Below are 22,012 nucleotides of genomic sequence, written 5' to 3'. Positions count from 1 at the left end.
CGAGGGACGCCGTGGTCACCCGCCAGATCGCAATATCGCCCGTGTGCGACCGGCTGTCTTGGGGCTAGGCTTCCGCCATGGCCCAGTCCGACCCCGTCATCGTCGCCGTTCTCGCCGATTGCCACATCCATCCGGGCGGCGGTGCGGACTGGACGCCGCAGATCCTCGAGGCCCTGGCCGGGGTCGACCTGATCGTCACCCTGGGCGACATGGGCGAGGCCGCGGGCCTCGACCGCCTGGCGCAGATCGCCCCGGTGCTGGGCGTACGCGGGCAGGACGACAGCGACGATCCGCGCACGGCCCTGCAGGTCCGTGTCCTGCAACTCGGCGCGACGCGCCTGGGCTGCGTCTTCGATCCGGTGGCCGCTGGCCTCGCCAGTTCCGTCGATCCGTTCAACCCCGACTACAATTTCCGCCCGAGGTGCCGGGAGCTGTTCGGCGGCGAGATCACCGCCCTGCTCTTCGCCTCGACCCATGTCCCCCAGTCGGGCTGGTTCCCCGGCTGCATGGCGCTCAACCCTGGAAGCGCCACCCTGCCCACGGGCCTGGAGGATGGCGCGCCCGGGTCCTTCCTCCGCCTTGAGGTCGCCGATGACCGGTTCGATTTTCAGTTCGTCGAGGTCGGCCGCTAGCCGAACCGCTTGTTAAGGTCAGGCAGGTCCTTGCCCAGCATGGCCAGGGCACCGGCGTCGCCGTCCTTCAGATAGGCCGTGATCGAGGTTCCCAGCGCCGCATAGGCCGCGCGGAACGGCGCCGTGGCCGATGACAACCGCCGCACGCCGAGCGCCTGCAGCCTTGCGGCCGGGGCCACGCCGGGCCGGCCCATGACATTGAGCGGCAGGGCGATCTCCTTCGCCAGGGTCGCCAATAGGGCGTCCTCGGCGGGGCCGGGGACGAAGATTCCGTCCGCGCCGGCCGCCTTGTAGAGCTCGGCACGGCGCAGGGTCTCGGCCAGGGCTTCCTCGCCCTTGGCCAGGCCCTTCAGATAGACGTCGATCCGGGCGTTGACGAAGAGGGCCACGCCGGCCTGGGCGGCGGCCTCGCGCACGGCCTCGATCTTGCGCACGTGCAGGTCGGGATCGCGGGCGCCGTCCTCGAAATTGATCCCCACCGCGCCGGCGTCGATCACGCCTCTGATGGTCTGCGCCACCGTCGCCAGGTCGTCGGAATAGCCGCCCTCGATGTCGGCCGTGAGCGGAACCTTGATCACCCGCGCCATCTCGCCGATGGCGGCCAGCAGGGTCGGGACCGGCAGGATGTCGCCGTCGGCATAGCCATGCGCCCAGGCGACCGCGGCCGAGGAGGTGGCCACGGCCTTGGCCCCGGCGTCCTCCATCAGGGCGGCGCTGGCCGCGTCCCAGGCGTTGGGCAGCACCAGGATGTCAGGCCCGGCGTGCAGGGCGCGGAAGGTCTCGGCTTGGCTCATTGGGGGGTCGCCTCCAGGGTTTGCTGAAGGACGATATAGGTAGGGCCGCCGTGACATGCTGGCGGAAATCGGACGGGGACACCCCGTAGATGCTCCCCCTCTGGGGGAGCTGTCGGCCGATGGCCGACTGAGGGGGACTTTGACTCATCCCGCCGTGGATGAAGCCCCCTCCGTCTCGCCGCGAAGGGGCGACGATCCACCTCCCCCAAATCGCGCTGCGCGCTGGGGCAGGATCTGGGTGCTCAGTGCCCGTGCGGGCCCTCGTAGACGCCGGGGGCGAGGCGTTCGTCCTCGGGCCCTTCGGAACCCGCGGGCAGGACGAAGCGGCGGTCGCAGTAGGGGCATTCGACGAAGGTCGCCTCGCCCATCTCCAGCCAGACCCGGGGATGGCCGAGCGCGCCCCCGACGCCGTCGCAGGCGACCCGGCCGGAACGCACCACGATCACTTCCGAGGGCGGCAGGTTCGGGGTCAGGGCCGGCTTGGCCGGCATGGGCTCGAGCCTGGTCGAGCGGCCTTGGTCGGGAACGGGGGCTTTGCGGGCCATCAATAGGATCTCCGGCGGCGGAAGCTTGGCGTATGCGCCGCGCGCGCCTAGGTATGCGACCACGGCTCGGCCCGTCAATTAGGCGCTTTTGAATGACCCTTCCCGACTACGCCATTGAGGCCGAAGGCCTGGTGAAGATCTATCCGGCCACCAAGACCACGCCGGAGATGCACGCCCTGCGCGGTCTCGACCTGAAGATCCCGCGCGGTTCGATCTTCGGCCTGCTGGGCCCGAACGGGGCGGGCAAGTCGACCTTCATCAACACCCTGGCCGGCCTCACCAAGAAGACCGCCGGGACCGTGCGCATCTGGGGCCGCGACATCGACGAGCGCCCGCGCGACGCTCGCGCCGCCATCGGGGTGGTGCCGCAGGAGATCTCCGCCGACCCCTTCTTCACCCCGCGCGAAAGCCTGGAGGTCCAGGCGGGCATGTATGGGGTGCCGGCCAAGGAGCGCCGGACCATGGAGCTGCTCAATGCGCTGGGCCTGGGCGACAAGGCCGAGGCCTATGTCCGCCAGCTCTCCGGCGGCATGAAGCGCCGGCTGATGGTCGCCAAGGCCATGGTGCACAATCCCCCGGTGCTGATCCTGGACGAGCCCACCGCCGGGGTGGACGTGGAGCTGCGCCGCCAGCTCTGGGCCTATGTGGTGGAGCTGAACCGCAAGGGCGTGACCATCGTGCTCACCACCCATTATCTGGAAGAGGCCCAGGAGCTCTGCGACCAGATCGCCATCGTCAACCGCGGCGAGGTGGTGGCCTGCGAGCCCACCGCCACCCTGCTGAAGCGCCTCGACACCCGCAATGTCGTCGTCACGCCGGAAGAGCCGCTGATGGTCGCGCCCGAGGTGGCTGGCTTCGAGACCAAGGCCCGCCCGGGCGGCGCCTTCTCGGTCACCTATCGGACCGGCCAGTCTAGCGTGGAGCAGGTGCTGGCCGCCGTCCGAGCCACCGGCCTGCACATCAGGGACATCTCGACGGAGGACCCGGACCTGGAGGACGTCTTCGTCTCGCTGACGTCCAAGGCGGCGGCCTGACGGCTCTTTCGTTCGGGCGCGCTTTCCGCTAGAGGAGCCTTCCCGCGCATATGCACCCGTAGCTCAGCTGGATAGAGCGTTGCCCTCCGAAGGCAAAGGTCACACGTTCGAATCGTGTCGGGTGCGCCAGCGGTTCCCTTGAAAACCTACACCACGGGCAGCAGGCGCTTCGGCGCGGCCAGGCGCCAGCTGGCGCCCAGCCGGTCGGCCACGTGGGTCCAGTCGGTGTCGTCGGGGGCGAGGTTGATGGAGATCCAGCCCGAGGGGCCCAGATAGGCCGGCCAGCTATAGAGGTCGGGATCGAGCTCCATCAGAAGCTCCTGCTCGTCGCGCCCGGAGGTCTTGACGCAGACCACGGTCAAGTCGTCGCCGTGATGGTTGTGCCTGAAATACGCGAACATCTTGCCCGCCACCCGGAAGGCCGGGATGCCGTGCGAGATGACCTCGTCGGTCTCGGCCAGGGACAGGGAGGCGGCGCGGAGGCGCGCGAGGACGGCTTGCGGATCTGGGCTCAGCACTGGGGTTTCCGGGTCGGGCAAGCCTGAGCTTCCCTCATTCGCGCGGCGGACCCAAGGGGCGGCCGGGATTGCCCGACCGCCTCGGCTCGATCAGGGAATGCGCGCCTCATATTCGCCCTTGAGCGCCAGCCAGGCCGACCAGAACGGCTTGGGCGCGCGGCCACGGGCCTGGTCCTCCAGCACCCCCAGGTGGGTGTGCCAGCCGCCGGCGACGTTGAGCAGCTCGGCGCGGGAGGCGAGCTTGCGGTGGGTGAGGGTCAGCAGGACCTCGTCGCCGCGCTCGGCCAGCTCGAAAGTCACGTTCGAGCCGCCCTCCCAGGTGATCGCCACCATGCGCGGCGGATCGATCGCCAGGACCTCGCCGACCGCCGAATGCCCCCCGGCCATCTGCTCGAATCCGGGAGGGGGCGGCTCCTTGATGGGCGAGAGGTCGGCATGCATGAAATTCAGCTCGACCCGGCCGCCGACACGGAGGTCCCAGACCCCGGAGGCCAGCCACTTCCCGCGCATCTCGCCGTCGGTGACATAGGCCCAGACCCGGTCGACGGGACCGGGCAACAGGCGTTCGAAGCGGACGGTGTCGGGCGCGACCAGGCGGCCGTGGCCATTGGCGGACGTCATCGGATCGGTTTGCTCCTTCGGGCTTTGGCGCAGCAAGCTTTCAAGAATTCGGAAGCGTTCGGCGAGGCTGGCGCCGAGTTGTTGAACCATGTGGTTTAACATATCGGCACGGAAGGGATTGTCAACTGTTCGGTTGAACGATTGCGTCAGCCCTTGCGGAGGGCGTGGATGGCGGCGCCGGTGAAGGTTCCCGTGCCCACGTGGGTCAGGGGCGATTCCAGGTCGACCCAGATTTCCCCGCCCAGGTCGCGCCAGCGGCGGCAGAAGGCGTAGTCCTCGGAAAGGTACTGGCCGGTCCCCGGCTCGATCATGGTGTCGAACACCATGACCGCGTCGCCGCCGCCCTCGGCCATGTCGCCCATCTTGGCGGTGAGTTCGGGATGGGCCTCGACCACCGTCTTGGCGGCCTTGCGGCTGATCAGCATGAAGCCGGTTCCGCAATAGGCCACGCGCGCGAAACCGTCCTCTACCTGGACACTGTTGTCGGGCGTGGGCAGGAAGCGAACCACATACTGCTGGGCGGCGGTCTGCAGGTCCTTGGCGCCGGCCAGGATCGCGAGGCGGGCCTTCTCCCAGTTGAGGGTCTTGGCCGGGGCGACGCCGGCGACGACGTCATGGCCCGACTTAAGCAGCCGCCAGAGGTTGTCGGGCGCAAAGCCGATGTCGGCGTCGCAGAACAGGATGTGGCTGGCGTCGGTTTCGTTGAGGAACTTGGCCAGCATCCGGGCGCGGCCGCGCTGGATCAGGGCTTCTCCGCCCATCATCTCACTGCGCAGCCGCACGCCCCGGCTGATGCAGGCGGTGGTCAGGGCCAGCAGCGACTGGACGTAGTGGATGTAGACGAGGCCGCCATAGGCCGGCGTCGCGAGATAGATCGACGGGGCGGGTTTGCCGCCCTTCGCCTGACCCTTGGCCATGAAGTCCCCCTGAAACTGGGGGCGATGATAGGAGCCGTCGCGGGGCGCGGTCTAGCGCTTGCCGGGCCAGGTCAGGAAGCCGGCGGCGTCGCGGCCGGCGGCGGGACGGATGCAGGTGTTGCAGGCCGACCCACCGGACGCGTACCCGCCCGAGCTGTAGCCGCCGCTGCGTTCCGAATAGCGGACCGAGGACTCGTAGCGCTCCTCGCGGCGGACATCGTCATAGGCGCGGGCCGCGCGACGGGCTTCCTGTTCGCGCCAGGCGAGCTGCAGACGGCGTTCTTCCTCGTGGCGCGCCTGCTGCCGGCGCTCCTCGTCGCGGCGGGCCATCTCGCGATGTTCGAATTCCCGGCGCGCCATTTCGCGGCGCTCGAGGTCGCGACGTTCCAGATCGCGGCGGGCGAACTCGCGGCGTTCGTATTCGCGACGCTCGAACTCGCGATGCTCGAAGTCTCGGCGCTCCATCTCCCGGCGCTCGAAGTCCTCGCGGGCATAGTCGCGGCGTTCTTCGATGCGCGTCTCCTCGTGGCGCTCGACGCGCGCGTAGTCGCGCTCGACGGGCGCGTAGGCAGGGCGTTCGACGCGGACATATCGGCGCTCGGCACGCCGTTCGGTCCGAGCCGGGGCGCGGGCGGCGACATGGCGGCGGGCCTTGTAGGCGCCGTGATGCTTGACCTTCACCGGCGGCGCGGCGCGCTCGGGCGCCATGCTGGGAGGACAGGCGGCGACCTGGGCCGGCGTCGGGCACGCGCAGCAGCCGGCGGCCGCCTGGGTTCCCGGAGCCGCGGCCTTCGGGGCCGGCAGAACCTGAGTGACCGCGCCCGGCGTGGCGTCCTTCGAGGCGATCTTCGGCCGCTCGGCGGCGTTGTCGCACGCGGCGAGCGCCAGGAAGGCGGCGAGAGGCAGGATCGAACGCAGGCGCATGGCGGATTTTCCGGCAGCTACAGAGACGTAACCCCAAGGATGCGGATCAATTCCCGTTAACGCTGTGGCTTTCACCCCAGGGGCGAGGCCACCGCGCCTGACGGGCGACAATTAAGAATATTCTATTGTAACGAAAGGTCTTTTTCCAGCGCTGGCGGCCTCGGCTTCAAGCGCCGGGCGAGGGACCAGAAGGTTAACCCAATAACGATTCCGACGGTGTCGGCCAGGGCGTCGCGCCAGTCCCCCTGGCGGCCGAACGGCATCATGGCCTGCGCCACCTCGATCCCGACCGCCAGGCCCCAGACCGCCAGCACCACCTTCCAGCGGCGATGGGTTGAGAACAACAGGCCGATCAGCACCAGCAGCCCGAAGGCGATGGCGTGCGCCGCCTTGTCCCAGATCAGGCTGTCGCCCGGGACGTCTTCGCTGGGCGCGAGGGTCAGGTAGAGGATCACGCCGACCGCCAGCAGGAAGACGCCCAGGCGGAGGGGCCGGGGGATGAAGGCGAAGGTGGCGCGCATGCCCCTCTCTAGCCTGTGAACGCGGCTTCCGGCAAAAGCGGTTTCCACTTTCGGCGGCCGGGCGCTAGCGTCGCGCCGCATTTCAAACGGCGGATTGAATTCATGACGGTCGAGGCGGTGATCTGGGATTTCGGCGGGGTGTTCACCACCTCGCCCTTCGAGGCCTTCGCGCGCTACGAGGCGGCGAACGGCGTGCCCAAGGACCTGATCCGCAAGGTCAATTCCACCAATCCCGACACCAACGCCTGGGCCCTGTTCGAGCGCAACGAGGTCGACGCCAGGGGCTTCGACGACCTGTTCCTGGCCGAATCCACGGCGCTCGGCCATCCGGTGCCTGGTCGCGACGTCCTGCCCCTGCTGTCGGGAGCCGTGCGGCCGCGGATGGTGGCGGCGCTGCGGACCTGCAAGGCGCACTTCAAGGTCGGCTGCATCACCAACAACATGGTCAGCCACCACAGCCCGGGCGCCGATGCGCCCCAGCAGGCGGCCGGCGCCATGGGCCAGATCCTCCCGCTGTTCGACCACGTCATCGAGAGCTCCAAGGCCGGGGTGCGCAAGCCCGACCCGAGGATCTACCTGATGATGTGCGAAGCCCTGGCCGTGGCGCCGGAGAACTGCGTCTATCTCGACGACCTGGGCATCAACTGCAAACCGGCCGCGGCGCTGGGCATGCGCGCCATCAAGGTGACCGACGTCGACCTGACCCTGGCCGAGCTCTCGGCCGCCACCGGCCTGATCTTCGAGGCGGAGATCTCGGCGTGACCAGGCCGGCCAGGATCGGCGCCCAGGCGGCGCTCGCCCGCCTGCCGGGCTGGAGCACCCTGCCCGGAGAGCGCGACGCCATCCAGCGCAGCTTCAAGTTCGCCGACTTCAACGCGGCTTTCGGCTTCATGACCCGCGCGGCGATACGCGCCGAGCAACTCGACCACCATCCGGAGTGGTTCAATGTCTACAATCGGGTGGACGTGACGCTCGCAACCCACGACGCCGACGGCGTCACCGAGCTGGACGTCACCCTGGCCACCTTCATGAATGACGCCGCCGCGGCGGCCGGCGGCAAATAACAAGCGGACGGGAGACGACGATGGCGGGACGGGTCGCGGGCAAGAAGGCCTTCATCACCGGCGGAGCACAGGGGCTGGGCGCGGCCATGGCGCGCAAGCTGGCCGACGAGGGGGCCAAGGTCTCCATCGCCGACATCAATCATGAAGGCGCCAAGGCGGTCGCCGCCGAGATCAACGCGGCGCACGGGGAAGGTACGGCCTTCGCCTTCCCGCTGGACGTCACAAAGGAAGACCAGTGGATCTTCGCCCTGGAGGAGGCCGATGCGGCCATGGGCGGCATCTCGGTCCTGGTCAACAACGCCGGCATCAGCCGCGGCGGCAATATCGAGCAGCTCAGTCTCGAGGACTGGAAGCTGGTGATGAGCGTCAATGTCGACTCGGTGTTCCTCGGGACCAAGCACGCGCTGAAATACATGCGCGCCTGCCAGCCGGGTTCGATCGTCAACATCTCCTCGATCGCGGGCCTGATCGCGGCCCACAACTCGCCGGTCTACAACGCCTCGAAGGCCGGGGTCTGGCTGCTCAGCAAGGGCATCGCCCTGCACTGCGCCAAGCAGGGCCTGGATATCCGCTCGAATTCCATCCATCCGACCTTCATCGACACCCCGATCCTCGACCCCCTGCGCCAGCAGTTCGGCAAGGAGGTCGCCGAGGGCAAGCTGGCTCGCCAGATCCCGCTCGGCCACATCGGCGAGCCCGAGGACATCGCCAATGCGGTGCTCTATCTGGCCAGCGACGAGAGCAAGTTCATGACCGGCGCGGAGCTGAAGCTCGACGGCGGCATCTCGGCGATGTGAGACTGCAACAAGGGCCTAGATGCTCCCCCTCTGGGGGAGCTGTCAGCGAAGCTGACTGAGGGGGACTTTGACTCGCTTTTGTGCGCTTCAACCCCCTCCGTCTCGTCGCGAAGAGGCGACGATCCACCTCCCCCAAACCGCGCTGCGCGCTGGGGGAGGAACTGAAATAGTCAGTTCATCAGCATCGTGCCGAGCAGCAGCTTGGCTCCCTTCTGGCCCATGACCCGGTCGGTCTCGCGCTGCAGCTGGATCGCCAGCTGGTCGGCGTTGGGCGCCGAATTGGGGTTCATGCCAGAGGCGTAGATCTGCAACGACTGGACATAGGCCGCCCGCAGCCGCGGCACGAGCATCTCGGCCTTGGCCCGCAGCTTCTCGTCGGGGACGTCGATCCCGGTCTCCACCGTCAGCACCCCACGGCGGCCGTCGGGGCGGATCACCGTGGACGTCAGGGTGTTGAGCTGGATGAAGGTCAGGCCGCCGCCCTTCTTCTTCTCCGGGCCGGAGGCCAGGGCTGCGCCCGGCGCGAGCGCGGCGATCAGGGCGAGGGCGAGGAGGGGGCGGCTGTCCATGCGCGACAGCACGCCACATCATGGTTAGCGCTCTCTTTACGTCCGGGGGTCGAGAGTGCGGCGAAGATTCGCATTTCCCTTCAGGAGCGCCGCTTTTGGGCCGGTTCGCACCCACTTCCCTGGATCTCGACGGCAAGGTGATCCTGGTCACCGGCGGCACGGGATCGTTCGGGCGCCGCTTCATCGAGACCGTGTTGACCCAGGCCAAGCCTCGGAAACTGATCGTCTATTCCCGCGACGAGCTGAAGCAGCACGAGATGCAGATCGATCTGGCGGAGAAGTTCGACGCCGCGACGCTGACGCCCATGCGCTTCTTCCTGGGCGACGTGCGCGATCGCGAGCGACTGCAGCTGGCCATGCGCGGCGTCGACATCGTGATCCACGCCGCGGCGCTGAAACAGGTCCCGGCGGCGGAATACAATCCCTCGGAGTGCATCCACACCAATATCATGGGCGCCGAGAACGTGGTCTGGGCCTGCCTGTACAACCACGTGAAGCAGGTGGTGGCGCTCTCCACCGACAAGGCCTGCAACCCGGTGAACCTCTATGGGGCGACCAAGCTCGCCTCGGACAAGACCTTCGTGGCGGCCAACAACCTGTCGGGCGACATCGGGACGCGGTTCTCGGTGGTCCGCTACGGCAATGTGGTGGGCTCGCGCGGCTCGGTGGCCCCGCTGTTCCAGCGGCTGATCGCCAAGGGCGTGACCGAGCTGCCGATCACCGACGCGCGGATGACCCGGTTCTGGATCACGCTGAACCAGGGGGTCGACTTCGTGCTGTCGTCCCTGAACCAGATGCGCGGCGGCGAGATCTTCGTGCCCAAGATCCCCTCCATGAAGATGACCGACCTGGCGCAGGCCATGGCGCCGGGCGTCGCCATCAAGGTGATCGGCATCCGACCCGGCGAGAAGCTGCACGAGATGATGATCTCGGTGGACGACGCGCGCACCACGGTCGACCTGGGCGACCGCTACGCCATCGAGCCGGCCTTCGTGGAATATCCGCGCGATCCCTTCGCCCACACCCATCCCCTGGTCGAGGAAGGCTTCTCCTACGCCAGCGACACCAATGAGGAGTGGCTGTCGGGCGACGGGCTGCTGACCCTGCTGGAAGATCGCGGTCCGGACGGCCGCCGCCGCCGGGCGACCGACTAGGCCATGCTCCCCTACGGCCGCCAGACCATCGAGGACGACGACATCGCCGCGGTCGCGCAAGCCCTGCGCGGCGACTTCCTGACCACGGGCCCGACGGTGGACGCCTTCGAGGCGGCCTTCCGCGAGGTGGTGGGGGCCAAGCACGCCATCGCCTGCGCCAACGGCACCGCGGCCCTGCACCTGGCCATGCTGGCCCTCGACGTCCAGCCGGGGGAGGTGGTGATCGCGCCGTCCATCACCTTCCTCGCCACCGCCAACTGCGCCCGCTATGTGGGCGCCGAGGTGGTTTTCGCCGACGTCGATGCCGAGACGGGGCTGATGACCGCCGACACCTTGGCGGACGCGTTGACCCGAGTGGGAGACCGAAAACTCCGCGCGGTCCTGCCGGTCCACCTGCGCGGGGACACGGCCGACCTGCCGGGGCTCGAGGCCCTGGCGCGCGAAGCAGGGGCCGTGCTGGTGGAGGACGCGCCCCACGCGCTGGGCTCGACCCTGACCGTCGGCAACAACGTCGAGAAGGTGGGCGACTGCCGTCATTCGGCCATGGCCACCTTCTCGTTCCACCCGGTGAAGACCATCGCCACCGGCGAGGGCGGCATGGTCACCACCAATGACGCGCGCCTGGCCGAGCGCCTGAGGCGCCTGCGCAGCCACGGCATGGTGCGTCCCGAGGGCGGCGATCCCTGGTGGTACGAAATGCCGGAGCCGGGCTTCAACTACCGCCTGTCCGACATCCTCTGCGCGCTGGGGATTACCCAGCTCGCCAAGCTCGACCGCTTCGCCGCCCGACGCCGGCTGCTGGCCGCGCGCTACGCCGAGGCCCTGGCGCCCCTGGCCCCGCTCGTGCGTCTGGCGACCCGTCCGGACTGGAGCGACCCGGTGCTGCACCTGATGGTCGCCCTGATCGACTTCGAGGCCGCCGGCAAGATGCGGCGCGAGGTGGTCGAGGCGCTCAAGACGCGCGGCGTCGGCACCCAGGTCCACTACATCCCGGTCCACACCCAGCCCTACTACCGGGAACGCTACGGCGAGCTCGACCTGCCCGGCGCGAACGCCTGGTACGACCGCTGCCTCTCCCTGCCGCTCTATCCGGGGATGGCGGACGAGGACGTGGATCAGGTGGTCGCGGCGCTGGCCGAGGTGCTGGGAGGTTAGCAGCCATCCCTAAGCGCCGCTGCCATTAAGGCCCGCCGCTCCGCAGCTTCTTGTAGTGTCTGTACAGGCGAAGCGTAATCGGAAGGAAAATGGCCGCTTGTCCCAGGTTCATCGCCATGGCCCAGGCGCCAAACAGGGGCGTGGAGAGGAAGCCAGCGCTGTAGGCCGCCGAAGCGCCTAGATGCGCCACTATGAGCGCAGCCAAAAGGCCCAGCAGGCGAGGAATAGTCCAGAAGCCGTCGCCGGAGCGCTTTGGCTGAGGAAGGCCATCATCGACATTCGGCGTCATGGATCGCTTCGTAGCTTGGGACGCTCGTGACTCTATCATGCGCGGAGCTTCGCGCGACTTCCAAACGGTTTCGCCACCCTAAGCCGCGTGCCCCAACACCCCCAGCAGCTCGCGCACCTTGCCCATGCACTCCGGCTGTTCGATCAGGTCGGCGCGGGTGTCGTCCTGGCGGACCAGCTTGAAGGCCTCGTGTTTGGCGCGGTCGGCGGCGGGGCCGAGGGGGGCGACCTCGCCCACGGCCAGGCGCAGCATCAGCAGCAGCTTCTGCGACGGGGACGCCGGGGTGCGGGCCAGGGTCTGGACCAGTCGGGCGTCGGCCTCGACCATGCCGCCCACGTCGCCGATCTTGGCCTGGATCGGGCCGTAGTCCTCGGCCACCAGGCCGCTGCGGCCCACCGAGCGCTGCAGGGCGGCGAGGACCTGGAGCTTGACGGCGGCGGTCTGCGGGCCGTTGCGGAATTCCTTTTCGAAGCGCAGGGCGGCGACGCCGGCGCCCAGATAGCGGCCGGCCTGGCGCTTGTTGGCGCCGCCGATTACGTTCTCCACCAGCCACATCAGGGCCTCGGCCTCCTCGCGGGCCGAGCGCTCGCGGCCCAGATAGACCTCCACGAAGTCGCCGGTGACCAGCATCTTGGATCGCTGGACGAAGGCGGCCTGGATGTCGTCGAGCGGCAGCAGGGCGCCGGCCGCGGCGGTGAGCGCCATGGCCAGACCGCGCATGACCTCGATCTCGCCGGTGGCGTCGCCGGGGCGCAGGCGGCGGGGGCCGTTCAGTTCGCGCACTACGCGGCGGGCGATGGCGGCGCGGACGCTCTCGAAGTCCTCGGCCGCCAGCCATTTGGAGAGCCGGGTGGCGGCCTCCGAAAGCGGCGGCATGACCTTGGCCACCGAGGGTTCGACCCGCATCAGGGCGTCGATCGCGTCGCAGGCCGCCAGCCGGGTCATGGCCGCGAGCTGGCCGCCCAGGTCCAGATCCTTGCCGATCACGTAGTCGAGGCCAGTCTTGGAGCCGAGGATCTCGGCAAGGGGCTGTTCGATCACCTGCAGGGCCAGGCCCCGGGGCGGGCCCGTCACCGGGGCGGCGTCGGCCAGGTCGAGCAGCCGGGAAATCTTCTCCGACCAGGTCTTGGCCGGCGCGATGGAGGCGGCGACCCCGGCGCCCAACAGATAGGCCCGCTCGGGATCCTTGCTCACTCGTTCGGCGGCGCGGGCGAAACCCTCCGCGTCGATATTGGGCATGCCGCCCTTGCGGAAATCCTTCAGCAGCCGCTCGATGGCGCGCTCGACCAGGCTGGAGAAGGTCCGGATCAGTTCGTGGACGGTCATGTCCCGGGCCTGAGCCTCGGGAATGGCGACCTTCTGGATAGCGTGCTGCAGATCGGTGCCCGACGCTTCCAGCTCCTCCACCAGGTCGGCGCGGTGCAGCAGTTCGAACGGGGTGGCGCCCTTGCGCTCCAGCCAGCCTTCCAGCAGGCGGCCGATGCGTTCGCGTGCGTGGACGGTGTAGAGGTCCTGCGGCGAGACGCAGAGCGGGTCCTGGTTCTCGACGACCTTCTTCTTCTTGACGGTCTCGGTCGACCCAAGGTTCAGGATGGTGACCGATTGGAACTCGCGGGTTTCCGGATCGAGGGTCTCCTTGGTGACCCGCACCGCGGCGACCTTGCCCTCCTTCATCATCTCCTGGGCGTTGGCGATGGCCTGGGCGCGGTTCTCCGTAGCCTGGTCAAGAGTCCAGCCTCCGCCCGGCGCCCGGCGCGAGAATACTTCATAGTGGACTTGATGACCTTGCACGTGATGACGCCCTTTCAGTCCATCACGTTCGCCGAACAAGCTTAATACTCGATTTATCCTATCGCCCTGTCTCGTGTCCGAGTGTCGCGGCGGGTGGGAACTCATTGGTCCGGCGGGCTTTAACAGTCCGCGCCGGGATCGCCGGAATCCGCATGCGTCATCGCCTGTCGATCATTCGCCCCATTGAGGCCATGCTGGCGGACGATTAGCTATGCAAGCTTCGCCTGAAGGATGCGACGAGTACATATGGCCAAGATCACCCTGGTGGACGACGACGAGAACATCGTCACGTCAGTCAGCCTCGCCCTCGAGAGCCACGGTCACGAGGTCAAGGCGTATTTCGACGGCGCCGCGGGCCTGGCCGCGCTCGAGAACGAGCCGCCTGACCTCGCCATCCTCGATGTGAAGATGCCGCGCATGGACGGCATGGAGGTGCTGCGCCGCCTGCGCCGGACCTCCGACCTGCCGGTGATCATCCTCACCTCCAAGGACGAGGAGATCGACGAGATCCTGGGCTTCAACCTGGGCGCCGACGACTACATGCACAAACCCTTCAGCCAGCGCCTGCTGATCGAACGGGTGAAGGCGGTGCTGCGCCGGGCCGGGATCGAAGGCGAGGACACCGCCGCGGCGGCGGCCGGCGGCGCCGAGGTGGCGGCCCGCGCCCTGAAGCGCGGCAAGCTGACCCTGGATCCCGCCCGCCACGACTGCCTGTGGGACGGGAAGCCGGTCAAGCTCACCGTCACCGAGTTCCTGCTGCTTCAGTCCCTGGCCCAGCGCCCCGGTTTCGTGAAGAGCCGCGACAATCTGATGGACGCCGCCTACGACGATCAGGTCTATGTCGATGACCGCACCATCGACAGCCACATCAAGCGGATGCGGAAAAAGTTCCGCGAGGTCGATCCTGAGTTCGACGCAATCGAAACCCTCTATGGCGTCGGTTACAGATACCGCGAAGCCTGATCCGGCGCCGGCCAAGCCCCCACGCCTGCGCCAGTCCTGGTGGCTGCGCTGGCTGCCGGGCTCGCGGCTCGGGCGGCTGATCATCGCGCTGAACGTCCTGGGCCTGGCGATCATCATCGGCGGGTCGTTGGTGCTGAACGAGCTGCGCCGTGGCCTGGTCGGCGCGCGGGTAGACAGCCTGACCACCCAGGGCGAACTGATCGTCAACGTGATCAACCGCGCCGCGACGGTGGGCGAACCGACGCCGCAACTCGACGCCGCGGCCGCCAGTGAGATCCTGCAGATCCTGTCGAACCCCCGCTCGCAACGGGCGCGGCTGTTCAACGCCCGCGGCGAGCTGATCGCCGACAGCTACTGGGTCGCCGACCGGGTCGAGTGGAAGGTGTTACCGCCGGCCAAGGCCCGCGAGGACGGGGGATTGAATCTCGACCTGAAGATGGGCCGTCCGCCGCCGCCGCCGGCCCCCGCCGCCCAGCGGGCGCTGGCCATCGAGGTCAGCCAGGCCCTGCGCGGGGTCCATTGGGCCGGGATGCGCACCTCGGTGGACGGCGAACGCGTGGTGTCGGTCTCCATCCCCATCCAGCACGTCCAGGCGGTGCTGGGGGTCCTGACGCTGGAGGCCAGCGACGTCGACGAGATCATCGCCCGTGAGCGCGCGGCCCTGGCGCCCTTCATCATGATCGCCATCACGGTCAGCATTCTGTCCTCGGTCCTGCTGAACAATCTGATCGCCCAGCCGGTCCGGCGGCTGGCGCGCGCCGCCGACGGGGTGCGGCTGTCGCGGGCCCGGGCCATCTCCCTGCCCGATCTGGCGCGGCGCGATGACGAACTGGGCGACCTCACCCGCAGCCTCGAGGACATGACGCAGGCGCTGTCGGAGCGGATGGACGCCATCGAGCGGTTCGCCGCCGACGTGGCGCACGAGATCAAGAACCCGCTCACCTCCCTGCGCTCGGCGGTGGAGACCCTGGACCTGGTCTCCGACCCGGCGGCCCGCGATCGCCTGCTCTCGATCCTGAAGAACGACGTCCAGAGGCTGGACCGCCTGGTCACCGACATCTCCAACGCCTCGCGCCTGGACGCCGAGCTGTCGCGGGAGGACGTCCGCGCCCTCGACCTGGGCCGGCTGCTTGGCGAGGTCGTGCAGCTCTACCAGGACACCCGGCGCAAGGGCGAGGCGAGCGTCGCCTTCCAGGTGTCGGAGACTCTGGAGCCCATCATGGTCTCGGGCCGGGAAGGACCGCTGGGCCAGCTGTTCCGCAACCTGATCGACAACGCCCGCTCGTTCAGCCCGCCGGGCGGCGAGGTGCGAGTCTCCCTGGAGCGCGGCCGCGGCGAGGCCACGGCGGTGGTCGAGGACGACGGCCCCGGCATCCCGGCCGACAATCTGGAGACGGTCTTCGAACGCTTCTACACGTCGCGGCCGAAAGGGGCGGCCTTCGGCGGCAATTCGGGCCTGGGCCTCTCCATCGCCCGCCAGATCGCCGCGGCCCAGGGCGGATCGATCCGGGCGGAGAACCGCCGCGGTCCCGACGGCAAGACCGTCGGAGCGCGCTTCATCGTCACCTTGCCGGAGGCGCGGCGGTGATCGTCCATGCGGGACTGATCGCGGCCTTCTTCCCCGGCGGCTGGCGCGGGGTGCTGATCCTGGGCGAGTCCGGCGCGGGCAAGAGCGACCTGGCCCTGCGCTGCCTGGACGACGGCTTCGCCCTGGTGGCCGATGACCGGACCCTGGTCTGGACTTGCGAGGGCGCGCTCTATGGCCGGGCGCCGGACAGTCTGGCGGGGCTGATGGAGGTGCGCGGCCTCGGCGTCCTGACCGAACCCGCGCTCGGCTACTGCCGGATCGTTCTGGCGATCCGCTGCGGGCCGATGGAAAGACTGCCCGAACCGGCCGTCGAAAACTATGCTGGGTTGAGCGTGCCCGCCCTGAGTCTCGCGCCGCTTGAATCCTCCGCACCTGCGAAACTCCGTCGCGCATTGCAGCATCTTGGAGCCGGCCCGGAACGAGCGTATCAAGACGCCCTCGCGGCCGGCGTCTCGCCGCAGCCGGGTGGGGATTCCCGTTGAGAGAGTTGGCATGATCGGGCTCGTGATCGTCACGCACGGGCGACTGGCCGAGGAATTCATCTTCGCCATGGAGCATGTGGTCGGCCCGCAGAGCGCCGTGGCGTCGATCTGCATCGGCCCTGAAGACGACATGGAAAAGCGCCGCAAGGACATCCTGGCGGCGTGCGAGCGCGTGAATTCGGGCGCGGGCGTGATCCTGCTCACCGACATGTTCGGCGGCACGCCGTCGAATCTGGCCATCTCGGTGATGGAGCAGACCAAGGCCGAGGTGATCGCGGGCCTGAACCTGCCCATGCTGATCAAGCTCGCCTCGGTTCGCACCAAGCAGAACCTGGAAGACTGCGTCGCCTGCGCGCAGGAGGCCGGCCGCAAGTACATCTCCGTCGCCTCCTACGTGCTGGCCGGCGAGAAGTGAGCGAAGTCCGCAGCGTCGACATCATCAACAAGCGGGGGCTGCATGCCCGCGCCTCGGCGAAGTTCGTCAAGCTCGCCTCCAGTTTCGAGGCGGAGGTCCGCGTCTCCAAGGACGGTCAGACCGTCGACGCCCGCTCGATCATGGGGCTGATGATGCTGGCCGCCGGACCCGGCAGCGCCATCGAGATCGAGGCCGAGGGGTCGGAAGCCGCCGCGGCCCTCGAAGCCCTGGCCGAACTGGTCGCCCGCCGCTTCGACGAGGACGAATAGCGCCCGCTCAGCGCGCCACCCTGGCATAGGCGGCCAGCGCTGCGGCCACCGCCGGATGCGCGGCCTCGGGCGCCGGAATCCCCGGCGACGCTGGCTCGCCATCGCCGGCCAGGTGGCGCACGGCCTCTTCCGACAAGGTCACCATGTCCCGCGCCCGGTCGCCCTGGGGCGCGCGCGCAGCCTCGAGATCGGCCTGCAGGCGCGCGCGATAGGCCTTGGCCGAGGCGTAGGCAGGTTCGCCCGAGGTATCCACCTGCATGGCCGCGACGATCTCGCGGTCCGGCTCGGACAGGGCGTCGAAGGCCTCCAGGACCTTGGCCTGGGGTAGCGGCGGCGCGGCGTCGGGTCCGGCCCAGGCGGCGCGGGTGAAGGCGTTGAGGGTCGATTGCACCCGCTGGGCGAAGGGCGACTCGGTCAGTGTCGGGGCCAGGGCGGCCCGCTCTGCCGGCCCGGCCTCGCGCCAGCGTCCGGCCAGGGCATGGTAGGCCTTCAGCTGATGGCCCAGCGCCCCGGCGGAATCGTTCAACGCCGCCATCGCGGCGGGGAGGCCACCCGGAAAATTGGGGGCGGAGGGCCCGCTCTGGCCCACCTCAAGTCTGGAAATGTGCATAGGGCCTCGCCGACGCGCATCCTCCCGGGCGGCGCTGAATTCGACGTGAAGAATCGTCCCTAAAGGGCCTTAGGCATGACGGCCGCCTCTCGCCAGGACGCGGCGAATGCGGCAGGAAGCGGCCATGAAGAGCCTCGCCTTCCTTGCCCTCGCCCTGGCCGGCGCCTCCTGGGGACTGGGCTTTCCCCTGGGCAAGCTGGTCCTGCAGGAAACCGAGGCGGCGCATATGATCCTGCTGCGGTTCGCGGTCGCGGCCCTAGCCGCCGCGCCGTTCGCCCTGCGGCGCGCCGAGACGCGGGCGCTGTTCCGCTCACCGCCCGTCCTGCTGGCCGGCGCGCTCTACGGCGTCGCTTTCATGGTGCAGTTCGAGGGGCTGGCCCATGTCAGCGTGACCCTGGCGGCCCTGATGGTCGGGCTGATGCCGGCCCTGATCGCCCTGTCCGCCCGGTTCCTGGGCGAGCGGGTCAGCCGGGCGTCCTGGGCAGGGGTGGCGGCGGCGACCCTGGGCGCGGTTCTGATCGCCGGGAAGCCGGACGGGGCCGGTTCGCCGCTCGGGGTGGCGTTGTCGCTGGGCGCCCTGCTGATCTTCCTGGCCTGGCTGCTGGTGCTGCGCCACGCGCCGAAGCCCGCCGACCCGATGGCGGTTCCGTCGGTCACGGTGATCGTGGCGGCGGCGACCATCCTGCCCATCGCCCTCTTCATGCACGGCCCTCCGAAGCTGGATCTCAGCGCCTTCGCCTGGGCGGGCATCGTCGGCCAGGGCGTCTTCGCCACCCTGCTGGCGACCGCGGCGTGGCAGTTCGGCTCGGCCCGGGTGGGCGCGGCCAGCGCCGGGGTGTTCATCAATATCGAGCCGCTGATGGGCGCGACCCTCGGGGTCCTGGCGTTCGGCGACCACCTGACCCTGGCGCTTGCCCTGGGCGGGCTGCTGATCATCGCCGGAAGCTTTGCGGTGGTGCTGGGCGAGGGCCGCGCACCCCCTTCGGACCTGGGGGGCGCCCCGCCGCCGACCCCGGCCTAGGTCTTCAGCTTGTAGCCCGTGCGGAAGATCTGCCAGATCGCCACCAGGCAGAGCGCCATGAAGCCGAAGGTGGCGGTCAGGCTGAGCCCCACATCGACGTCGGACACCCCGTAGAAGGCCCAGCGAAAGCCCGAGACCAGATAGACCACCGGGTTGAACAGGGCGATCTTCTGCCAGACCTCCGGCAGCATGCTGATCGAATAGAAGCTGCCGCCCAGGAAGGTCAGCGGCGTGACGATCATGGTCGGCACGATCTGCAGCTTCTCGAAGCCGTCGGCCCAGACGCCGATGACGAAGCCGAACAGGCTGAAAGTCAGCGAGGTGAGCACCAGGAAGGCGAGCATCACCCCGGGATGCAGGATGCTGAAGTCCACGAACAGCCGCGCCGTGGCCAGGATGATGAGCCCCAGGATCACCGACTTGGTGGCCGCCGCGCCCACATAGCCGATGACGATCTCGAAGGCCGAGATCGGCGCCGACAGCACCTCGTAGATCGTGCCGGACCACTTAGGCATGTAGATGCCGAAGCTGGCGTTCGAGATGCTCTCGGTGAGGATCGACAGCATGATCAGGCCGGGCACGATGAAGGCGCCGTAGCTGACCCCGTCGATCTGCGCCATCCGCGAGCCGATGGCCGAGCCGAAGACGACGAAATAGAGCGAGGTCGAGATCACCGGCGAGGCGATCGACTGCAGCAGCGTGCGCCAGGTGCGCGCCAGCTCGAAGATATAGATGGCCTTGATGGCGTGCAGGTTCATGGGCGCGTGCTCACCAGGCTGACGAAGATCTCCTCCAGGGAGCTTTCCTTGGTCTGAAGGTCCTTGAAGTCCACACCCGCGCCGTTGAGCTGGCGCAGGAGGGCGGCGATCCCGGTCTCGTCGGCCTGGGCGTTGAAGGTGTAGGTGAGCTCCTGGCCGTCGGCGGCCAGTTCCAGCTGGTAGGCGTCCAGACCGGCCGGCAGGTCGGTGAGCGGGGTCTGCAGGTGCAGGGTGAGCTGCTTCTTGCCCAGCTTGCGCATGAGCACGTCCTTGTCCTCGACCAGGATCAGCTCGCCGTTATTGATCACCCCGATCCGGTCGGCCATCTCCTCGGCCTCCTCGATATAGTGGGTGGTCAGGATGATGGTGACGCCGCTCTCGCGCAGGCGCCGGACCATCTCCCACATGTCGCGGCGCAGCTCGACATCGACCCCGGCGGTGGGCTCGTCCAGGAACAGGATCCGCGGCTCGTGGCTGAGCGCCTTGGCGATCATCACCCGGCGCTTCATGCCGCCGGAAAGCGCCATGATCTTGGTGTCCTTCTTGTCCCAGAGGCTGAGGTCGCGCAGCACCTTCTCGAGGTAGCCGTTGTTGGGCGGCCTGCCGAAGAGGCCGCGGGAGAACTTCACCGTGGCCCAGACGGTTTCGAAGGCGTCGGTGGAAAGCTCCTGGGGAACCAGGCCGATCTTGGAGCGGGCGGCGCGGTATTCCTTGCGGATGTCGTGCCCGTCGGCGACCACGGTTCCGGTCGTCGCGTTGACGATCCCGCAGATGATGCTGATCAGGGTGGTCTTACCGGCCCCGTTCGGGCCAAGCAGAGCGAAAATCTCACCCTTGCGGATATCGAGGTCGACGCTCTTCAGCGCCTGGAAGCCCCCGGCATAGGTCTTCGAGAGACCGGATACGGAAATGATCGGCTGCACGCGGGCTCCGGGCTATTCTCGGCGTCCCAGCCAGATAGGCGCGCGCGCAGGGTCAAGCTAGCCCACAGGACGAATTGAACGGTTCCGCCCCGACATCGGCGGGGTCGGTCTCAGGCCTTGATGTCGATATAGACGCCGGTCTGCTGCTCCTCGCTCGCCTCGACCTTCATCTTGATCGTCTCCTTGATGCGGTTCTCGATGGCTTCCCGCAGCTTGGGGTCCAGGCCCGCCAGGTCCTCTTCCTTGAGGCCCATCGCCTCGAGGATATCCCTGCGAACCTTCTCGGCCGGCGTCATCCGCGCGTATTCGAGGAACTCTTGCTTGACCGGGCTGTCGGCCTTTTCGGGCGCGATGAAGAAGCCGGAGGCGGCGGGCTTGGCTTGGTGGGCCGCGAAGGGAGAGCTGGCGATGTGCATGGTGGGGGGCTCCAGGTGCTGCCCGCCAGGATTGCAAAATATGTGCGACACTCGCCGAGGCGAGGGTTTTCAAGGTTTTATGAACGATCCGCCGCCCACTTGCCGTCCGCGTCGGCAAGCTTCGCCGTGCACATTCTGCCGCGGGCGGGAACTCTTGCCGGGGCCGCCACTACGCCTCGACGGTCGCCTTCGCGCCCATGGTCATGGGCCGCATGCCCAGATCGGCCATCAGGGCGGCGTCGGTGTCCTTGTCCGGATTGGCGGTGGTGAGCAGCCTGCCGCCGATGAACATGGAGTTGGCGCCGGCCAGGAAGCACAGCGCCTGCAATTCGCGGCTCATATGCTCGCGGCCGGCCGAGAGGCGGACCACGGTCTTCGGGCAGACGATGCGGGCGACGGCGATCATCCGGACGAACTCGAAGCCGTCGACCGGATTGGAGCCGCCGAGCGGCGTGCCCGGGATCGGCATCAGGTCGTTGATCGGAAGGGAGTCCGGGTGGGCGGGCAGGGTGGCCAGCGCATGCAGCAGGCCGGCGCGGTCGGTGCGGGTCTCGCCCATGCCGACGATGCCGCCGCAGCAGGTGGCCATCCCCACGGAGCGGACGGCTTCCAGCGTGTCGAGCCGGTCCTGGTAGGTGCGGGTTGTCACCACCTTGTCATAATAGTCCGGGCCGGTGTCGAGGTTGTGGTTGTAGTAGTCCAGGCCGGCGTCCTTCAGCGCCTGGGCCTGGTCGCGGGTCATCATGCCCAGCGTCGCGCAGGTCTCCAGGCCCAACGCCTTCACACCCGAGATCATGGCGGCCACCTTGGGCACGTCGCGGTCCTTCAGGTCGCGCCAGGCCGCGCCCATGCAGAAGCGCTGCGCCCCACCGGCCTTGGCCTCGGCGGCGGCGGCGATCACCGTCTCGGCGTCCAGCAGCTTGGTGGCGGTCACCCCGGTCTGGAAGTGCTGCGACTGGCTGCAATAGCCGCAGTTCTCCGCGCAGCCCCCCGTCTTGACCGACAGCAGCTGCGAGAGCTGAACCTCGGCGGGGTCGAACCACGCGCGGTGAATCTGCGCGGCGCGGAACACCAGTTCGGCGAAGGGAAGCTCGAACAGGGCCTCCACCTCCGCTAACGTCCAATCATGCCGAGGTTGCGCGGGATCGACGGGACGGACGTGAGCGTTCATCTAGGGTCTCCTGAAGCGAACGGGCGCCACCTTAGGCGGCCTGACTCCCAGGCGGGAGCGCCACCAGCCGG

The 22,012-nt window shown here is 68.5% G+C and carries 28 protein-coding genes and 1 tRNA gene; 14 read left to right on the top strand and 15 right to left on the bottom strand.

The features are described 5' to 3' along the window. The first annotated feature begins 77 nt into the window (after nt 1–77). Nucleotides 78–632 carry a metallophosphoesterase gene (locus M9M90_RS20480; RefSeq protein WP_254835074.1) on the top strand — a complete coding sequence of 185 codons (555 nt, stop codon included), beginning with the start codon at nt 78–80 and terminating at the stop codon, nt 630–632. On the opposite strand, the gene M9M90_RS20475 is transcribed toward M9M90_RS20480, so the two are convergent. Further along, on the bottom strand, nt 629–1,426 hold the full coding sequence (locus M9M90_RS20475) for an isocitrate lyase/phosphoenolpyruvate mutase family protein (RefSeq protein WP_254835073.1): 798 nt from the start codon (nt 1,424–1,426) through the stop codon (nt 629–631). The genes M9M90_RS20480 and M9M90_RS20475 overlap by 4 nt on opposite strands. Before the next feature lie 242 nt (nt 1,427–1,668). Continuing rightward, nucleotides 1,669–1,917, bottom strand: coding sequence for a zinc-finger domain-containing protein (locus tag M9M90_RS20470; RefSeq protein ID WP_254837177.1), 249 nt, complete (start codon nt 1,915–1,917; stop codon nt 1,669–1,671). Between the two features lie 146 nt (nt 1,918–2,063). Here M9M90_RS20470 and M9M90_RS20465 point away from each other — a divergent pair, with 146 nt between their 5' ends. Continuing rightward, entirely contained in the window at nt 2,064–3,005 is a 942-nt protein-coding gene (locus tag M9M90_RS20465) for an ABC transporter ATP-binding protein (protein WP_254835072.1), read from the top strand. 52 nt (nt 3,006–3,057) lie between these two features. Continuing rightward, a tRNA-Arg gene (locus M9M90_RS20460) sits at nt 3,058–3,134 on the top strand. A 17-nt stretch (nt 3,135–3,151) separates the two neighbouring features. Here M9M90_RS20460 and M9M90_RS20455 read toward each other — a convergent pair. The 5 genes from M9M90_RS20455 to M9M90_RS20435 all read right to left on the bottom strand — a co-directional run bounded on the left by M9M90_RS20455 (nt 3,152) and on the right by M9M90_RS20435 (nt 6,506). Then, a complete protein-coding gene (locus tag M9M90_RS20455; protein ID WP_254835071.1) occupies nt 3,152–3,544 on the bottom strand; it encodes an MmcQ/YjbR family DNA-binding protein in 393 nt (130 codons plus the stop codon). Between the two features lie 69 nt (nt 3,545–3,613). Next, nucleotides 3,614–4,144, bottom strand: a complete 531-nt coding sequence (locus M9M90_RS20450; protein WP_254835070.1) for an SRPBCC family protein — start codon at nt 4,142–4,144, stop codon at nt 3,614–3,616. A gap of 146 nt (nt 4,145–4,290) precedes the next feature. Further along, entirely contained in the window at nt 4,291–5,061 is a 771-nt protein-coding gene (locus M9M90_RS20445) for a hypothetical protein (RefSeq protein WP_254835069.1), read from the bottom strand. A 51-nt stretch (nt 5,062–5,112) separates the two neighbouring features. Beyond that, the gene (locus M9M90_RS20440; RefSeq protein WP_254835068.1) at nt 5,113–5,985 is read right to left on the bottom strand and encodes a hypothetical protein; all 873 of its coding nucleotides are present in this window, start codon (nt 5,983–5,985) and stop codon (nt 5,113–5,115) included. Between the two features lie 122 nt (nt 5,986–6,107). Continuing rightward, nucleotides 6,108–6,506 carry a VanZ family protein gene (locus M9M90_RS20435; protein WP_254835067.1) on the bottom strand — a complete coding sequence of 133 codons (399 nt, stop codon included), beginning with the start codon at nt 6,504–6,506 and terminating at the stop codon, nt 6,108–6,110. A gap of 102 nt (nt 6,507–6,608) precedes the next feature. Here M9M90_RS20435 and M9M90_RS20430 point away from each other — a divergent pair, with 102 nt between their 5' ends. Genes M9M90_RS20430 through M9M90_RS20420 form a run of 3 tightly spaced genes read left to right on the top strand, consistent with a single transcriptional unit; the run spans nt 6,609 to nt 8,367 of the window. After that, on the top strand, nt 6,609–7,268 hold the full coding sequence (locus tag M9M90_RS20430) for an HAD-IA family hydrolase (RefSeq protein WP_254835066.1): 660 nt from the start codon (nt 6,609–6,611) through the stop codon (nt 7,266–7,268). After that, entirely contained in the window at nt 7,265–7,570 is a 306-nt protein-coding gene (locus M9M90_RS20425; protein ID WP_254835065.1) for a 4a-hydroxytetrahydrobiopterin dehydratase, read from the top strand. The genes M9M90_RS20430 and M9M90_RS20425 overlap by 4 nt, the downstream gene beginning before the upstream one ends. Before the next feature lie 20 nt (nt 7,571–7,590). After that, nucleotides 7,591–8,367, top strand: coding sequence for an SDR family oxidoreductase (locus M9M90_RS20420; RefSeq protein ID WP_254835064.1), 777 nt, complete (start codon nt 7,591–7,593; stop codon nt 8,365–8,367). A 170-nt stretch (nt 8,368–8,537) separates the two neighbouring features. On the opposite strand, the gene M9M90_RS20415 is transcribed toward M9M90_RS20420, so the two are convergent. Beyond that, a complete protein-coding gene (locus tag M9M90_RS20415; protein WP_254835063.1) occupies nt 8,538–8,936 on the bottom strand; it encodes a Tat pathway signal protein in 399 nt (132 codons plus the stop codon). 95 nt (nt 8,937–9,031) lie between these two features. Between M9M90_RS20415 and pseB the strand changes: the two genes are divergently transcribed. Together pseB and pseC are read left to right on the top strand one after the other, a co-directional pair. Next, complete coding sequence (gene pseB, locus M9M90_RS20410) at nt 9,032–10,090, top strand: UDP-N-acetylglucosamine 4,6-dehydratase (inverting) (protein WP_254835062.1); 1,059 nt, start codon at nt 9,032–9,034, stop codon at nt 10,088–10,090. A 3-nt stretch (nt 10,091–10,093) separates the two neighbouring features. Beyond that, nucleotides 10,094–11,245: a UDP-4-amino-4,6-dideoxy-N-acetyl-beta-L-altrosamine transaminase gene (gene pseC, locus M9M90_RS20405; protein ID WP_254835061.1), complete on the top strand. Its 1,152-nt coding sequence runs from the start codon at nt 10,094–10,096 to the stop codon at nt 11,243–11,245. 25 nt (nt 11,246–11,270) lie between these two features. Here the strand turns inward: pseC and M9M90_RS20400 are convergent, their stop codons facing one another. Both M9M90_RS20400 and M9M90_RS20395 read right to left on the bottom strand, forming a co-directional pair. Further along, on the bottom strand, nt 11,271–11,534 hold the full coding sequence (locus M9M90_RS20400) for a hypothetical protein (protein ID WP_254835060.1): 264 nt from the start codon (nt 11,532–11,534) through the stop codon (nt 11,271–11,273). A 78-nt stretch (nt 11,535–11,612) separates the two neighbouring features. Then, a complete protein-coding gene (locus M9M90_RS20395) occupies nt 11,613–13,325 on the bottom strand; it encodes a hypothetical protein (RefSeq protein ID WP_254835059.1) in 1,713 nt (570 codons plus the stop codon). 246 nt (nt 13,326–13,571) lie between these two features. On the opposite strand from M9M90_RS20395, the gene M9M90_RS20390 reads away from it, so the two are divergent. From M9M90_RS20390 to M9M90_RS20370, 5 genes are read left to right on the top strand one after another with little or no spacing between them, the layout of a single operon-like run. Further along, nucleotides 13,572–14,288, top strand: a complete 717-nt coding sequence (locus M9M90_RS20390; RefSeq protein ID WP_254835058.1) for a response regulator transcription factor — start codon at nt 13,572–13,574, stop codon at nt 14,286–14,288. Next, on the top strand, nt 14,257–15,876 hold the full coding sequence (locus M9M90_RS20385; RefSeq protein ID WP_254835057.1) for an ATP-binding protein: 1,620 nt from the start codon (nt 14,257–14,259) through the stop codon (nt 15,874–15,876). The genes M9M90_RS20390 and M9M90_RS20385 overlap by 32 nt, the downstream gene beginning before the upstream one ends. Further along, nucleotides 15,873–16,358, top strand: a complete 486-nt coding sequence (locus M9M90_RS20380; RefSeq protein ID WP_254835056.1) for an HPr kinase/phosphorylase — start codon at nt 15,873–15,875, stop codon at nt 16,356–16,358. The genes M9M90_RS20385 and M9M90_RS20380 overlap by 4 nt, the downstream gene beginning before the upstream one ends. A 10-nt stretch (nt 16,359–16,368) precedes the next feature. Further along, nucleotides 16,369–16,773: a PTS sugar transporter subunit IIA gene (locus M9M90_RS20375; protein WP_254835055.1), complete on the top strand. Its 405-nt coding sequence runs from the start codon at nt 16,369–16,371 to the stop codon at nt 16,771–16,773. Beyond that, a complete protein-coding gene (locus M9M90_RS20370) occupies nt 16,770–17,042 on the top strand; it encodes an HPr family phosphocarrier protein (protein WP_254835054.1) in 273 nt (90 codons plus the stop codon). The genes M9M90_RS20375 and M9M90_RS20370 overlap by 4 nt, the downstream gene beginning before the upstream one ends. A gap of 7 nt (nt 17,043–17,049) precedes the next feature. Here M9M90_RS20370 and M9M90_RS20365 read toward each other — a convergent pair whose 3' ends face one another. Beyond that, a complete protein-coding gene (locus M9M90_RS20365; protein WP_254835053.1) occupies nt 17,050–17,568 on the bottom strand; it encodes a hypothetical protein in 519 nt (172 codons plus the stop codon). Nucleotides 17,569–17,776: 208 nt separating this feature from the next. On the opposite strand from M9M90_RS20365, the gene M9M90_RS20360 reads away from it, so the two are divergent. Then, nucleotides 17,777–18,673, top strand: a complete 897-nt coding sequence (locus tag M9M90_RS20360; protein WP_254837176.1) for a DMT family transporter — start codon at nt 17,777–17,779, stop codon at nt 18,671–18,673. Here M9M90_RS20360 and M9M90_RS20355 read toward each other — a convergent pair. From M9M90_RS20355 to bioB, 4 genes are all read right to left on the bottom strand, one after another. Continuing rightward, nucleotides 18,670–19,431, bottom strand: a complete 762-nt coding sequence (locus M9M90_RS20355) for an ABC transporter permease (protein ID WP_254835052.1) — start codon at nt 19,429–19,431, stop codon at nt 18,670–18,672. The two genes, M9M90_RS20360 and M9M90_RS20355, sit on opposite strands and share 4 nt — an antisense overlap. After that, entirely contained in the window at nt 19,428–20,354 is a 927-nt protein-coding gene (locus tag M9M90_RS20350; protein ID WP_254835051.1) for an ABC transporter ATP-binding protein, read from the bottom strand. Before M9M90_RS20350 ends, M9M90_RS20355 begins: the two co-directional genes overlap by 4 nt. Nucleotides 20,355–20,464: 110 nt before the next feature. Continuing rightward, nucleotides 20,465–20,770, bottom strand: coding sequence for a hypothetical protein (locus tag M9M90_RS20345; RefSeq protein ID WP_254835050.1), 306 nt, complete (start codon nt 20,768–20,770; stop codon nt 20,465–20,467). A 169-nt stretch (nt 20,771–20,939) separates the two neighbouring features. Then, nucleotides 20,940–21,941, bottom strand: coding sequence for a biotin synthase BioB (bioB, locus tag M9M90_RS20340; RefSeq protein WP_254835049.1), 1,002 nt, complete (start codon nt 21,939–21,941; stop codon nt 20,940–20,942). Nucleotides 21,942–22,012 lie beyond the last annotated feature (71 nt).

The organism is Phenylobacterium sp. LH3H17, assembly GCF_024298925.1.
Lineage (GTDB): Bacteria > Pseudomonadota > Alphaproteobacteria > Caulobacterales > Caulobacteraceae > Phenylobacterium.
The sequence above is the reverse complement of the archived record's forward strand: the minus strand, read 5'-3'. Positions and strand labels throughout refer to the sequence as shown.